The organism is Mesorhizobium sp. P5_C1 (genome assembly GCF_054049815.1).
This window is the reverse complement of the sequence record NZ_JBFULQ010000124.1, coordinates 1-13107: the sequence shown is the minus strand read 5'-3', so window position 1 is coordinate 13107 and position 13107 is coordinate 1. Positions and strand designations below refer to the sequence as shown.

Annotated in this window: 17 protein-coding genes; 5 read left to right on the top strand and 12 right to left on the bottom strand. The window is 63.3% G+C overall.

The features are described 5' to 3' along the window. From ACXJ7R_RS12765 to moaA, 7 genes are all read right to left on the bottom strand, one after another. Positions 1-183 (bottom strand): hypothetical protein (locus ACXJ7R_RS12765; protein ID WP_457152142.1); only part of this gene is annotated, 183 nt, incomplete at its 3' end. A 25-nt stretch (positions 184-208) separates the two neighbouring features. Beyond that, a complete protein-coding gene (gene mobB / locus ACXJ7R_RS12760; RefSeq protein WP_095091532.1) occupies positions 209-718 on the bottom strand; it encodes a molybdopterin-guanine dinucleotide biosynthesis protein B in 510 nt (169 codons plus the stop codon). Then, positions 715-1347 carry a molybdenum cofactor guanylyltransferase MobA gene (mobA, locus tag ACXJ7R_RS12755; RefSeq protein WP_457152141.1) on the bottom strand — a complete coding sequence of 211 codons (633 nt, stop codon included), beginning with the start codon at positions 1345-1347 and terminating at the stop codon, positions 715-717. The genes mobB and mobA overlap by 4 nt, the downstream gene beginning before the upstream one ends. Positions 1348-1391: 44 nt before the next feature. Then, positions 1392-2312, bottom strand: a complete 921-nt coding sequence (locus tag ACXJ7R_RS12750; protein WP_457152140.1) for a DMT family transporter — start codon at positions 2310-2312, stop codon at positions 1392-1394. A 121-nt stretch (positions 2313-2433) separates the two neighbouring features. Continuing rightward, on the bottom strand, positions 2434-2793 hold the full coding sequence (locus ACXJ7R_RS12745) for a hypothetical protein (RefSeq protein WP_095091535.1): 360 nt from the start codon (positions 2791-2793) through the stop codon (positions 2434-2436). A gap of 118 nt (positions 2794-2911) precedes the next feature. After that, positions 2912-3385 carry a hypothetical protein gene (locus ACXJ7R_RS12740; RefSeq protein ID WP_457152139.1) on the bottom strand — a complete coding sequence of 158 codons (474 nt, stop codon included), beginning with the start codon at positions 3383-3385 and terminating at the stop codon, positions 2912-2914. Positions 3386-3441: 56 nt separating this feature from the next. Then, complete coding sequence (gene moaA, locus ACXJ7R_RS12735) at positions 3442-4437, bottom strand: GTP 3',8-cyclase MoaA (protein ID WP_457152138.1); 996 nt, start codon at positions 4435-4437, stop codon at positions 3442-3444. A 199-nt stretch (positions 4438-4636) separates the two neighbouring features. Between moaA and ACXJ7R_RS12730 the strand changes: the two genes are divergently transcribed. Together ACXJ7R_RS12730 and ACXJ7R_RS12725 are read left to right on the top strand one after the other, a co-directional pair. Next, positions 4637-4990, top strand: coding sequence for a gamma-butyrobetaine hydroxylase-like domain-containing protein (locus ACXJ7R_RS12730; RefSeq protein ID WP_095091538.1), 354 nt, complete (start codon positions 4637-4639; stop codon positions 4988-4990). Between the two features lie 66 nt (positions 4991-5056). Continuing rightward, on the top strand, positions 5057-5668 hold the full coding sequence (locus ACXJ7R_RS12725; RefSeq protein WP_457152137.1) for a pyridoxamine 5'-phosphate oxidase family protein: 612 nt from the start codon (positions 5057-5059) through the stop codon (positions 5666-5668). A 132-nt stretch (positions 5669-5800) separates the two neighbouring features. Here the strand turns inward: ACXJ7R_RS12725 and ACXJ7R_RS12720 are convergent, their stop codons facing one another. Continuing rightward, positions 5801-6253 carry a MarR family winged helix-turn-helix transcriptional regulator gene (locus tag ACXJ7R_RS12720; protein WP_378916515.1) on the bottom strand — a complete coding sequence of 151 codons (453 nt, stop codon included), beginning with the start codon at positions 6251-6253 and terminating at the stop codon, positions 5801-5803. Positions 6254-6300: 47 nt separating this feature from the next. On the opposite strand from ACXJ7R_RS12720, the gene ACXJ7R_RS12715 reads away from it, so the two are divergent. Further along, positions 6301-7212, top strand: a complete 912-nt coding sequence (locus tag ACXJ7R_RS12715) for an alpha/beta hydrolase (RefSeq protein WP_457152136.1) — start codon at positions 6301-6303, stop codon at positions 7210-7212. Positions 7213-7225: 13 nt separating this feature from the next. Here ACXJ7R_RS12715 and ACXJ7R_RS12710 read toward each other — a convergent pair whose 3' ends face one another. After that, positions 7226-7621: a rhodanese-like domain-containing protein gene (locus ACXJ7R_RS12710; RefSeq protein ID WP_457152135.1), complete on the bottom strand. Its 396-nt coding sequence runs from the start codon at positions 7619-7621 to the stop codon at positions 7226-7228. A gap of 58 nt (positions 7622-7679) precedes the next feature. Next, positions 7680-8294, bottom strand: coding sequence for a TetR/AcrR family transcriptional regulator (locus ACXJ7R_RS12705; protein ID WP_457152134.1), 615 nt, complete (start codon positions 8292-8294; stop codon positions 7680-7682). A 99-nt stretch (positions 8295-8393) separates the two neighbouring features. Here ACXJ7R_RS12705 and ACXJ7R_RS12700 point away from each other — a divergent pair, with 99 nt between their 5' ends. After that, positions 8394-9140 carry a 3-oxoacyl-ACP reductase family protein gene (locus ACXJ7R_RS12700; RefSeq protein ID WP_457152133.1) on the top strand — a complete coding sequence of 249 codons (747 nt, stop codon included), beginning with the start codon at positions 8394-8396 and terminating at the stop codon, positions 9138-9140. Positions 9141-9352: 212 nt separating this feature from the next. Continuing rightward, positions 9353-11230: a L,D-transpeptidase family protein gene (locus ACXJ7R_RS12695; protein ID WP_457152132.1), complete on the top strand. Its 1878-nt coding sequence runs from the start codon at positions 9353-9355 to the stop codon at positions 11228-11230. Between the two features lie 45 nt (positions 11231-11275). On the opposite strand, the gene ACXJ7R_RS12690 is transcribed toward ACXJ7R_RS12695, so the two are convergent. Continuing rightward, positions 11276-11761, bottom strand: coding sequence for a hypothetical protein (locus ACXJ7R_RS12690; RefSeq protein ID WP_167392387.1), 486 nt, complete (start codon positions 11759-11761; stop codon positions 11276-11278). 397 nt (positions 11762-12158) lie between these two features. Next, positions 12159-12899, bottom strand: a complete 741-nt coding sequence (locus ACXJ7R_RS12685; protein ID WP_457152131.1) for a lysozyme inhibitor LprI family protein — start codon at positions 12897-12899, stop codon at positions 12159-12161. Positions 12900-13107: the final 208 nt, after the last annotated feature.

Sequence of the window (13107 nt, the reverse complement as noted above, 5' to 3'; positions counted from 1 at the left end):
CGTCAGCAGCGCAGCCGATGCGGCAAGCGCGATACGCAGTGCAATACGCATGATAGTCCTCTCTTTATGGTCCCGGCCGTCGTTCCAAACGGCTCTGTGGGGCGGTGCTTTTGACCGCCCGCTGGCGCGATACTCCCACTCTTTCCAAGAAAAAAGCAACTGCAAAACCGCAAAAATGGGCAAGGCTATTCTGCCGCAGCGTTAGCTCTCAAGCAACGAGCCCAATGTCCCGCTCGATGAAGTCGGCTATTGATTTCACATCGTCGAGATCGAACACCGGCAAGAGCTCGCCTTCGGCCGCAAAATCGGCGGCGACAGCGACGATGTTGGGATCCGTTGCCGATAGCGGTGTGCGGTCCTTCGCTTCCAGCCGTCGGGTTTCGATCTTGCGGTGGGCTTCGCGCTTGTAGCCTTCGACCAGCACCAGATCGCACGGTGCGAGCCGAGACAGGATCGCCTCCAGCGTCGGCTCATTCTCACCGCGCAGTTCGTGCATCAGCGCCCAACGGTTTCCTGACACGATCGCGACTTCGGTGGCGCCAGCCTGCCGGTGGCGGAAGCTGTCGGCGCCCGGCTTGTCGATGTCGAAGTCATGATGGGCGTGTTTCACCGTCGACACCTTCCAGCCGCGCCGGACAAGTTCGGTGACCAGCCTTTCGGTCAACGTCGTCTTACCGGAATTCTTCCAGCCGGTGATGCCGAAGACGCGTCTGTTCATGATTTCATGCTCCGCAACAAACGTTCAGCCTGAACAAGATCATCGGGCACATTGATGTTGAAGAAGGGGTCGACCGGTTGGCCTGCGGATTGCGGAACCGGGAATTCCACCTCGACAAATCCATGCCGGTCGATGAAGGCCGAAACCCGCCTGATATCCTCATCGACCAGAAAGTGCCGCAAGGCGTCGCGACAGTCCGTCGGCCACAGCGCGAAGGTCGGATGGCGCTTGCCGGCCGAGCAAGCAACGGCAATCGAACCAGGACGCTGATCGGTGGCTGTCGCCAGTCGTTCGACAAGATCCAGCGGCAGGAAGGGCGTGTCGCCGGCAGCGGTGACGACAGCCTTGCAAGCCGTGTTGGCGGCGGCCCATTCGAGGCCGGTCAGGATTCCGGCAAGCGGTCCGGCAAAACTGGTCACAGTGTCGGCAAGCACTGGCAGCTCGTAGCGTGAGAAGCGTGTGGCGTCGCCGTTGGCGCTGAGCGCCAGGGGGGCGACCTGCGGGCCAAGGCGCGACACGACCTGGTCAAGCACGCGACCGCTACCAAGCGGCAACAGGCTCTTGTCGCCACCGCCCATTCGTCTTGATTGGCCGCCGGCCAGAATGATCCCTGCAACATCTCGCTTCATGCCACCGAGCCTGTACGCCAGCCGTCGGAAATCACAAGAGCCGGCTAGATTCCATCCGGGACCATGCTTGGCCCGGTGCTTTCGGCGACGATCTTGCGCCGGCCGACGACCCGCTCGCGGTAGAGCGCATAGAGGCCGGAGCCGATGATGATCGTGGCGCCGACGATCATCGGCAGGTCAGGAATGTCGGCGAAGACGAACAGGCCAAGCAGGATCGACCAGATCAGGGCCGTGTAGCGGAACGGCGCGATGAAGGAGATGTCGCCCGCCCGCATCGCCATGATGATGAACTGGTAGCCGATGAGCACCAGCACCGCGGCGAGCGCCAACAAGGCTGTGCTGTTTCCCGTCATCGGCGTCCAGCCCCCCATCGGTGAAAGCAACGCGGCTCCCAGGATTGTCATGGCAAACGCGGTGGCGGTCGACACCAGCAGCGTCGGAATGGCCTTGGGAATCCGCTTGGTGGCAAGATCGCGTACCGCACAACAGGCAACGCAGGCCAGCGCCACCAGCGAGTAGACGCTGAACCCCTCGAAACCTGGCCGCACGATGACCAGCACGCCGGCAAATCCGATGGCGATGGCCAGCCAGCGCCGCCAACCGACGCCCTCGTTGAAGACCAGTGCCGCGCCCATCGTCACCGCCAGCGGCAACGCCTGGAGGACCGCCGAGACACTGGCGATAGGCAAATGGGCGAGCGCGATCAGGAACGTCACCGTGCCGCCGGCTTCGCCGAGGACGCGCAGCGCCACCATTGGCTCGAGCATCGAGCGCAGCCGAACGAGGGCACCGCGCTGCCAGGCAAGCGAGCCGACGAACAGGGTGGCAAACGCTCCCCTGATCAGCATGACTTGCGCCATGTTCATCGATTGCGACGAGTATTTGGTGATGGCGTCGTTGAGGGTGAAGCCGGCCATCGCCACAACCATGAACAACGCGCCGCGAAGGTTTGGAGAAAGGGGCAAGATGACTACCGGCTCTGCTTTGCATGAAGCCTGTAGCAGTCGGGCATGAAACAGCAACAGCAAAGGGCTGGGCCACAGGATTGTCCGGTGCCCAGCATATCGCCTGCCATGGCGGCGGACCTTATTTCTTCGGCGTCAGAATTTCGGTGCCGTTGCCTTCCTTGCCGGCGATCGTCCACAGGCCGTGCAGCGACCCGTCATCCTCGACCTTGTAGACGACAAGGCCGATGTCCTTGCCCATCACATAGCCAGCCGAGAAGGCGTCGTCGTTGCGCATGCAGATACCGTCCGAGGACGAGCCGCCCGTCTCCCAATGGATCGCGCAGGTCGTCCCGCTGGTCAGCGTGATGGTGGCTTCGCCACCATAGGCCGAGCCGTCGAAATTGGTGCCGGCGACCGTATACGTGCCGCCGATCGACTGGGCCGCAGCGGGCAAGGTGGCGAGGCCAAGCAATGCGAACGAAAGAAGAAGTTTGCGCATGGTGTATTCCCCCGGAGCGAAAGACCGCTACGAGACGGAGGCTAAGCGGGAAAACGCCACCGGTAAATCAGGCGAACATTCGCGTGCGGAGATTTGTCCACGGTGTGGCCGAAAATGCTCATGGTCCCTTGAGGCTGCCGGCGATGGCGCCGACCAGCGGATCGTATTTCGATCTCAGGGCCGGCGGGTAATCGATCCAGACCGTTCGGATGACGCCATCCCGGCCGAACAGACGTCGCTCGTAAAAGATCTTTCCATCCTTCAAGCCCGACAGCGCCACCCAGTCCTTGCCGGCCTTGCTGTAGGTGACCTTGTAGCCGGGTTCATTACTGGCTTTCTCAGCCGAGACGAACCCCTTGGGCGTGTCGTCGTCGACGTTGAGGATCCCCGAGCAGATCAGGCTAGCGCCGTCGGCACTCAGCCATTCCTGTCCGTCGCCATTTTCCGGCTCGGGCTGGCGGTCGGTGAAGATGTCGTTGGGAAAGGTGCAGACGGTGCCGAAGCGCTCATTGGTGTAAGTGAATGGCGCGGCAATGGCGTTTGTCGCTGCAATTGTTGCGATAACCGCCAGAAATGAGGAACGACTCAGCATATCCCGCCTCGAAGCCAATGACCCGGAGGCGATCCTGCATGAATTTCGCGAAAAGATCAGCCGCCGGTGACGCTCATGTGCCGCGAAACGGAGGGGCGGCTGGTCCGGCGGTCGATGATGAAGTCATGGCCCTTCGGCTTGCGGCCGATCGCTTCGTCGATGGCCTCGKCGACCAGCTCATTGCCTTCGGACGCGCGCAAGGGCGCGCGCAGGTCGGCGGCATCCTCCTGGCCGAGGCACATATAGAGCGTGCCGGTGCAGGTCAGCCGGACGCGGTTGCAGCTTTCGCAGAAGTTATGCGTCATCGGCGTGATGAAGCCGAGCCGTCCGCCGGTCTCGGCGACATGCACGTAGCGGGCCGGGCCGCCGGTCTTGAAGGGAATGTCGGCCAGCGTGAACTGGCGTTCCAACGACGCGCGCAGCAGCGACAGCGGCAGGTACTGGTCGGTGCGGTCGGCATCGATCTCGCCCATCGGCATGGTTTCGATGACCGTCAGGTCCATGCCGCGGCCATGCGCCCAACGCATCATGTCGGGCAGTTCGGCGTCGTTGAAATCGCGCAGCGCCACCGCGTTGAGCTTGACCTTCAGCCCGGCCGCAAGTGCTGCATCGATGCCTTGCATGACCTTGTCGAGATGGCCCCAGCGGGTGATCTTGTGGAACTTGTCGGCATCGAGCGTGTCGAGCGAGACGTTGATGCGCTTGACGCCGCAATCGGCGAGCTCGGCGGCGAAGCGCGACAGCTGCGAGCCGTTGGTGGTCAGCGTCAATTCTTCCAGCGCGCCGCTTTTGAGATGCCGCGACAGCTGGCGCACGAGGTGCATGATGTTCTTGCGAACCAGCGGCTCGCCGCCGGTTAGGCGCAATTTCCTGACGCCTTTTTCGATGAACACCGTGCACAGCCGGTCGAGTTCTTCCAGCGACAGCAGGTCCTTCTTCGGCAGGAAGGCCATGTCCTCGGCCATGCAATAGGTGCAGCGGAAGTCGCAGCGGTCGGTGACCGACACCCTGAGATAGCTGATGGTGCGCCCAAAAGGATCGATCATGTCCATGCTTCAAGCAATTCCCGTGGCCGTGAGCGGCATCGTTATATATCGCTATGTGATACGATCCGGCCTGCCATTCAAGATACCGCTTCTCGATCTTTGGTAACATTCCCTGGCCGACATCGCATGTCGGCTCACCTCAACGGCCTTTTCCCTTCCGGCGAAGCAGCGTAGGGAAGGGTGGATTGCCACGGGATCGAACATCATGACCGCACCCAGGGAACTCCGGGTCTCGAAGGACCGCAAACTGCTGTCGGTCACCTTTCCCGATCATCGGCCGTTCGAACTGCCGGCAGAGCTGTTGCGTGTCGCTTCGCCATCGGCCGAAGTGCAGGGCCATTCGCCGGACCAGCGGGTGACGGTCCCCGGCAAGCGCAATGTGGCGATCCTGAAGATCGAGCCGGTCGGCAACTACGCGGTGCGCATCACCTTCGATGATTTCCACGACACCGGCATCTTCACCTGGAATTACCTGCACACGCTCGGCCACGAAAAGGACGAGCGCTGGAATGCCTATCTCGCCGAGCTTGCTGAAAAGGGTTTGAGCCGGGATCGCTAGGCCGTCGCTGTCGTCAAAACGTCGTCGATGTGGGGTAGCGCCGGCAAAGGTTTGGAGACGAGGAAGATGTCGGTCATCACCACGGTCGAGCAGATCGAGGCACTCTATGGCGTTCCTGGCGAAGCCTCGTTGGTCAAGGAACTCGATCACGTCATTCCGGAATACGCAGCCTTCATCGAGGCCTCGCCGTTCGTCGCGCTGGCAACCAGCGGACCAGAGGGCCTGGACTGTTCGCCGCGCGGCGATCTCGCCGGTTTCGTGCGCATCGTTGATCCGAAAACGCTGATGATGCCGGACCGTCGCGGCAACAACCGCGCCGATTCGCTGAAAAACATCATCCGCGACCCGCGCGTCGGTCTTTTGTTTCTCGTGCCGGGCTCCGGCACGACGCTGCGCATCAACGGTCGGGCCCATATCACGACGGATACAGCGCTGTGCGCGTCGTTCACCGTGGACGGCAAGGCGGCGCGCTCGGTCACGGTCGTCGATATCGATACGGTCTACTTCCAATGCGCCCGCGCCATTGTCCGCTCCGAGCTGTGGAACCCGGCGAGGCATGTCGACCCGAAGTCGCTGCCGACGCCCGGACAGATCCTGGAAATCACCAGCCGCAGGAACATCGACGGCGAGACCTACGACAAGGAATGGCCGGAGCGGGCGAAGAAGACGATGTGGTAGGTTTCGGGGCTGAAAGGGCTAGAGCATGATGCCGAAAAGTGTGAAGCGGTTTTCGGACGACATCATGCTCTATCTCTTTGATTTAGAGGCGGATTCAGATTTCAGGTCGATCCGACCTGAAATCATCCGGCTCTAGGCGTCTTTCAGCACATCATAGATCTTGCGCATCTGCTCGCCGATCATGTCGCATTGTTCCGGTGTCGACTGGCTCATCGCCTTCTCGATCAGCGCCATGTGCACTTTCAGCGCCTGCATCAGCAGCGCCTCGCCGGCTTCGGTCAATGCAAGCCGCAGGATGCGCTTGTCCTTCTCGTCGCCTTCGCGGCGCAGCAGGCCACGCGCCTCCAACTGCGGCAGGAGCATGGTGATGTTGGAGCGGCCGACGAGCAGCTTGCGGGCAAGGTCGTGCTGCGACATGCCGGGGTGGCGATAGAGGTTCATCAGCACGTCGAGCTGCGCCGGCTTCAGGTCGAGCGGCGCCAGTTTCGTCGCCAGCGTGCGTTCAAGCACATGGCAGGCGCGCGCCACTGCGACCCAGTTGCGAAAACGCGGGTTGTCCCAAGGTAACTCTTGTTTATTGTTCATCTTTGAACTATTATGTTCATGCTTGAACGTATGGATGGATTCTCACTATGGCATCAATCGGGCTGAAGGTCATCCGGCGGGTGTTTGGTGCGGCTGAGCGTATTGCGCCGCGCCTGACCGGACGCGCGGCTTTCGAACTGTTCTGCCGCACGCCGAATGTGAAGATGCTCAGCGATGGCGAGCGCCGCGCCGTCGACCGTGCGGCCGCGTTCATGACCGAGGCACGCCATCATCGGCTGAAGACCGCGACCGGCTGCGTCATGGTGCACGAATTCCGGCCGGAGCCGGGCAGGGCGGCCGCCGGCACGGTGCTTGTCGTGCATGGCTGGCGTTCGCGCACCGAATATATGCGTGCGCTGATCGAAGGCTATCGCGCGGCCGGCTACAGGGTGGTTTCGCTTGACCTGCCTGGCCACGGCCAGTCGCAGGGCCGACGGCTGAACATGGTCAATGCCGTGGATGCGGTTCGGGTCGCCGGCCAATGGTTCGGCCCATTCGTGGCTGTTGTCGGCCATTCCTTCGGTGGCGCCGTCGCCGCCAATGCCCTCGCCGGTTCGGTCAAGAACATCCCGCCGCTGGTGGCCGGACGCCTGGTGCTGATCGCGGCGCCCAGTTCCCTGCCGGCGATCTTCGCCGACTTCAGCCGCATGCTCAATGTCGGACCTCGCTCGCAGGCCGCCATGGCGGACCGTGTTGAACATCTTTCCGGCCGGCCGCTGCACGAATTCACCGGCGACCGCCAGCTCGCCGATGCGCCGGTGCCGACCCTGGTCATCCACGCACCCGACGACCGTGAAGTTCCGGCCGACCATGCAACACGTTATGCCGGTGCCGGCGGCCATGTGCGGCTCTACTGGGCTGACGGCCTCGGCCACCGCCGCATCCTTGCCGACAAGGGCGTGGTCGGACGCGCGGTCGGTTTCGTCGGCGAGCATCGCGAGCCGTCGCTGCTGCACTGAACGGCCATCGAGGCTATTTCTTCTTCCCGCCGGGCTCGACCGGCAGTCCGGCCGCCTTCCAGGCGGTGTAGCCGCCAAGGATGTGCTTGACCGGCGATAGTCCCATGTCCTGCGCCGTCTTGGTGGCCAGCGCCGAGCGCCAGCCGCCGGCGCAGAAGAAGACGAAGCTCTTCCCCGAAGCGAAGAACGGCTTGTGATAGGGGCTATCGGGGTCGATCCAGAATTCCAGCATGCCGCGGGTGACATGCTTGGCGCCGGGGATCTTGCCGTCGCGTTCGACCTCGCGCGGATCGCGCAGGTCGACGAAGATGGTGTCTTCATCGTCAAGCAGCCCGGCCGCTTCCTCCGGCGACACCACCTCGATCTCGGCATTCGCCTCATCCAGCAGTTCGCGATACCCTTTTTTCACAGGCTTGTCCTCCCGACCGGCTGGCTGTCTGGATTTGCAGCACAATGGCCGGCGTTTGTCACGCTCTGTCCGTGCCGACCATCGTCTGCCACGCCGCCATCGCGCCGGCCACGGTTGCCAGAAGCGCCGAATGCGAGGCGCCGTCGCGGGCCTGGATCGACATGCCGTGCTGGACCGTGGCGTAGAAGGTGGCGGCAGCGCTGCAATCGAATCCGACCGGCAGTTCGCCTTCGGCAACGCCGCGTTCGAGACGCGTGCGCAGGGCGGAATGATTTTCGGCGCGCCGACGGCGCAGATCGTCGCAGATCGCGCCGCGGCTGGAGTCCTGGTGCAAAGCGCCGAGCGTTATCAGGCAGCCCTGCGGGCGATCGGTCTGCGCGTAGGCTTTCGCCGTCAGGCATAGAAATTGTTCGATCGCCTGCCGCGCGGTCGGCGCTTCCTCAAGCGCCATCCAGATGTCGGCACCCTCGGTGCGCGAATAGAAATCGGTCGCCTCGAGGAACAGCGCCTCCTTGCTGCCGAAGGCGGCGTAGAGGCTGGGCGAGTTGATGCCCATGGCGGCGGTCAGCTCGCTCATCGATGCGCCTTCGTAACCGCGAGCCCAAAAAACCTCCATCGCCCGGCGCAAGGCTGCGGTTCGATCGAAGGTGCGGGGGCGGCCTCGTTCAGGCATGACGCTCTTTTCTGTGTTGATCGATACATAATTCAGTTGACGTGGCTGGGCAAGGCTGACAGATATTTGTGTATCGAACGTTACAAAAAGGAGAAATCGATGTCATCCAGCAGCTTGAACGGCAAGGCCGCGCTCGTCACCGGCGGCAGTCGCGGCATCGGTGCGGCGATCGCGCAACGGCTTGCGGCCGACGGCGCCAGTGTCGCGCTGACCTATGTGCATGGCGAGGAGCAGGCCCGCTCGGTCGTTGCCGAGATAGAGGCCAAGGGCGGCCACGCCATCGCCATCAAGGCCGACAACCGCGACGCAGCGGCCATAGACAAGGCCGTCGAAGACGCCGTGGCCGCGTTCGGCCGGCTCGACATCCTGGTCAACAGCGCCGGCATCTGGCGTGCCGCACCCATCGATACCCTATCGCTCGCCGATTTCGACGAGACCATGTCGATCAATCTCAGGGCGCCGTTCATCGCCTCGAAGGCGGCGGCAGTGCATATGGGAGAGGGCGGCAGGATCATCTCGATCGGCAGCAATCTTGCCGAGCGGGTGACCGACACCAGTCTTGGCGCCTATTCGGCCAGCAAGGCGGCGCTGGTCGGCCTGACCAAGGCCTTGGCGCGCGACCTCGGCCCGCGCGGCATCACCGCCAATGTCGTCCACCCCGGTTCGACCGACACCGACATGAATCCGGCCGATGGCCCCCACGCCGAACACCAGCGCCAGAAGATGGCAACGCCGCGCTTTGGCAAAGCCGAAGACATTGCCGGCATGGTCGCCTGGCTCGCGGGACCGGAAGGCCGATTCGTCACCGGCGCGGCGCTGACCATCGACGGTGGCGCCAACGCCTGATCCCCGGAGGATTTCCCCGGGCCGGAGCGAAGACACCTCGCTCCGGCCGTCACGATGTTGTGAAACCGTTCTGCAACAAGCGTTCCAAAATTTATGGAAGCTTAACGAAATCAGTATGAATCAGTATAGTCGCGCCTTACATCCGCCATGCGGTGAGCGAGATCGTCTTAACGGTGCGGAACGGGAACCGGGTACAACCGGGCGGGTGATTCATGAAATTCCTCCGAAACAAAGCAACCGTGATGCCGCTGGTGGCGATCTCGGCAACGCTGGCCTTCGGTGTGCCACAGGCAGGCGCGCAAGGGCTCTTCGACATGCTTTTCGGAGGTGGCGTCAGGCACGAGCCGCAAGGTGAGTTTCCACCCGCGCCGCCCAAGCACAAGCCGAAAGTGCCGGGTGGCGGCGGCGTAAAAATCAGCAGCCCGTCCTACTACACCTACAAGGCCGATCGGCTGGTGCGCATCGACTTTTCGGCGCTGACCGCGGCGCCAATGCCGGCGGCCCCGCAGGATGCCGCTTTCGTGCCATCGGCCACGGGGGCTGCGTTCCACGACGCGATTGCCGGCTTGAGCGACTACGAACTCTATGCCGAGCCCGATATCGCCAAGGCGCTGATCGCCTACTACTCGGCCAATCCGGATTTCATTTGGGTGACGGGCACGGGCCTCAACAGCCGCGCGCAGGATGCGGTGCGGGTGCTGGGCGAGGCATCGAGCTACGGCCTCGAGCCGGCAGACTACATGGTCAACGTGCCTGCCGCCAGCGCCTCGCCGGCCGACGCCAATGCACAGCTGAAAGAGCTCGTCCGCTTCGAGATGGCGCTCTCGGCCCGCGTGCTGCGGTATGCCCATGATGCCCAGAGCGGCCGCGTCGAGCCCAACCGCATGACCGGCTACTATGATTTCCCGGCCAAGCCGCTCGACTTGCAAGGCGTGCTGAAAACACTGGCGCATACCCAGGAAGTGCGCACCTATCTCGAATCTCGGCATCCTCAGAATGCGGAATACCAGGCGTTGCGCGTCGAACTGGAAGCCCTGCAGGCCAGCGCCGAGAACGAGATCGTCGTCGACCCCAAGCTGTTGCTGAAGCCGGGCGAAACCAGTCCCGAACTGCCGAAGCTGCTGACCCTGATCGCCCGCAATCTCGATGACGAGATGGGTGGCGCCTATGGCGAGACCCTGGCGAGGCTGGCCACCAGCGAAGTCTATGTCCCGGAACTGGTTCCGGTGATCGAAGCCGTGCAGAAGAAAGCCGGCATGAAGGGCGACGGCGTCATCGGACCGCGCACCGTCGCGACGCTGGCCGGAACGTCCAAGGCCGACAGGTTGCTGAAGGTTGAGGTGGCGCTGGAGGAACTGCGCTGGCTGCCTTCCGATCTCGGCAGCCCGCGTGTCTTCATCAACCAGCCGGCCTTCACCGCGAGCTACATCGACAATGGCGAGGAAAAGCTGAAGACGCGTGTCGTTGTCGGCCGGACCACCAACCAGACCGCCTTCTTCTACAACCAGATCAAGCAGGTCGACTTCCATCCCTATTGGGGCGTGCCGCAGTCGATCATCGTCAACGAGATGCTGCCCCGGCTGCGCAGCGATCCCGGCTATCTCGACCGGGCCGGCTACGAGGTCACCGATTCGCGCGGCAAGCGCATCCCTTCGTCGGCGGTCGACTGGGGCGCGTATGGCGCCAACATTCCCTACAGCGTGCGCCAGCAGCCGAGCGAGGCCAATGCGCTGGGCGAGCTGAAGATCCTGTTCCCCAACAAGCACGCGATCTACATGCACGACACGCCGCAGAAATCGTTCTTCCAGCAGGATATGCGCGCGCTCAGCCATGGCTGCGTGCGCCTGCAGGATCCGCGCGGCATGGCGGCCGCCGTGCTCGGCACCTCGGTCGACGATATCGCCGAGAAGCTGAAGCACGGCCATTCGACCGAGGATGTGACGCGCAAGATCCCGGTCTATGTCGCCTATTTCACCGCCTGGCCGGATATGTCCGGCAAGGTCGAATATTTCGGCGACGTCTACGATCGCGACACTCGGCTCAAGCAGGCATTGGACGCCACCGAGGCGGTGCGCTCGCCGTCGAGTTGAGCGACGGCCTTTCTCGGCTTCTAGAGCGCGTCGGCTGAAACAGTTTCAGCCGAGCTCGAACAGCGGGCGCCTGAAACCCGCGTCGCGTCCGGCGATCAGCCAATAGACCAATCCGGCGACAAGGCCGGCGGCGGCGATGATGCCGATGTCGGCCCAGCGCTCGGGGTCCATGTCCTCCGCTGAACTTGGCCAGATCAGGAAGAACCCGCCGGCGGCGGCCGCGGCGCCAAAAAACATGTGCAGCAGGAAATTGCGCAACGAGAAGAGTTCGGCAATCAGCGCGAAGATGAGCGTCTGCAGTGCGGTCACGACAATCGTCAGGAAATAGACGAACATGCCGAGCGGCGGAACCACAAGGACGGCGATCGGCGAGACGCCCATGACGTCGAAATAGGCGGGCGCGTTGGGTAGGGAACTGAGCGCGGCGTAGATCGCCACGACAGCGATCAAGCCGACCAGCACCGATACGAGGTAGCCGGCCAACATCATCAAAATGCGCTTCAGCACGTGCTTCGCCGTCGCCATGCCCATCCCCCATGCGGCGCCTATGGGCCGCAGTCAGCCATCAAAGCGAGACTGACGCAAGGGGAGGGGCAGGATGGTGCAGGTGGTCGCTCCAGACCAATGACAAGCTCGACTTGCGGTGGAGACCACCAATTGCGGAGGTCGGCGACGCCCCTCATCGCCCTGCCGGGCGTTCGTCGTTCGAAAAGCCAAGCAATTGGCTTTTTCGTCCGCTACGCGGACCACTCCTCAACTCCCCGTATAGTGACGGGGAGAAGGGGCTGACCGCAACGACGGCGCTCGTCTTGCAACGCTGGTGATGGGCGAAACCGGCGATGAGAGCGCCCCTCTCCCCGTCACTATACGGGGAGAGGATGCCGGCAGGCAGGTGAGGGGCAGCGCCACGCGGAACACGAAGCGGCATTCAGGCGCCGCCGCACATATGCTCCGAGTCCGGCAGCGCCCACGACGCCTTGATGGCGAGATCGATGCCGTAGTAGACGCGGCCGCGCTCATCGTGCTTGGGGCAGTCCCTGGGAATCGAGATCAGGCACATGACGGCCGCGTCGCCGACCTTCGAGGCGGCCAGGCCAGGGTCGCGATCGTAGGAGACGGCGCCGCCGTCATTGGTGAATGTCGCGGCGCTGCCGCCATCCGGGTTGGCCGTTTCCAGCGGATCGTCGCCAAGCCGCGTGGTCAGCGTCTTGATATGGGTGGAGGCGCATTGGCCGATTGCCGAGGGCAGCGGCTGATCGGTCTCTTTCGGGTTTCGCGCCGCGGCTTCCAGCGCCTTCTTGCCGATCAGCGCGATGTTGTAGTCCTGCACCCATGGCGGCGCGGCGCCATAGGTTTGCAGTGCGTTGTTCAGCGCGCTGACGATGCAGGCGGTGTCGCTCTTGCAGGCATTGCGGTCGGCAATCAGCCCTCGGGCGATCCTGCGCTTGTCGCCGCCGAACGCCGGCTCGAAATCCTTGAACGCCTTGGCGACCAACAGGTCGATGGCCGACAGCTGCGGATCGGCGCAGATCGCCTTTTCCGCCGGCAGGCTTGCCTTGGCGCAGTCGAAGGATGGCCCATCGGCCCGCGCCGGAACGGCCCCAAGGATGCCGCCGGCCAGAATGATGGCCAGCACGGCCAGACGACGGGTTAGAACGGAAGATCGCATGATTGCCCCCAAGCCACGATTGCCCAAGGCGCGGCCCACGCCCTGGCATGCATGTCATACCTCAAGAATGGACAATTTTGGGCGAGGCCAGGGCAATCGCCCAGACCAATGACCTTCGACTTGAGGCGAAGACCACCATCGCCGAAATCGGCGCCGCCCCTCATCGCCCTGCCGGGCACTTCTCCCCGTATAGTGACGGGGAGAAGGA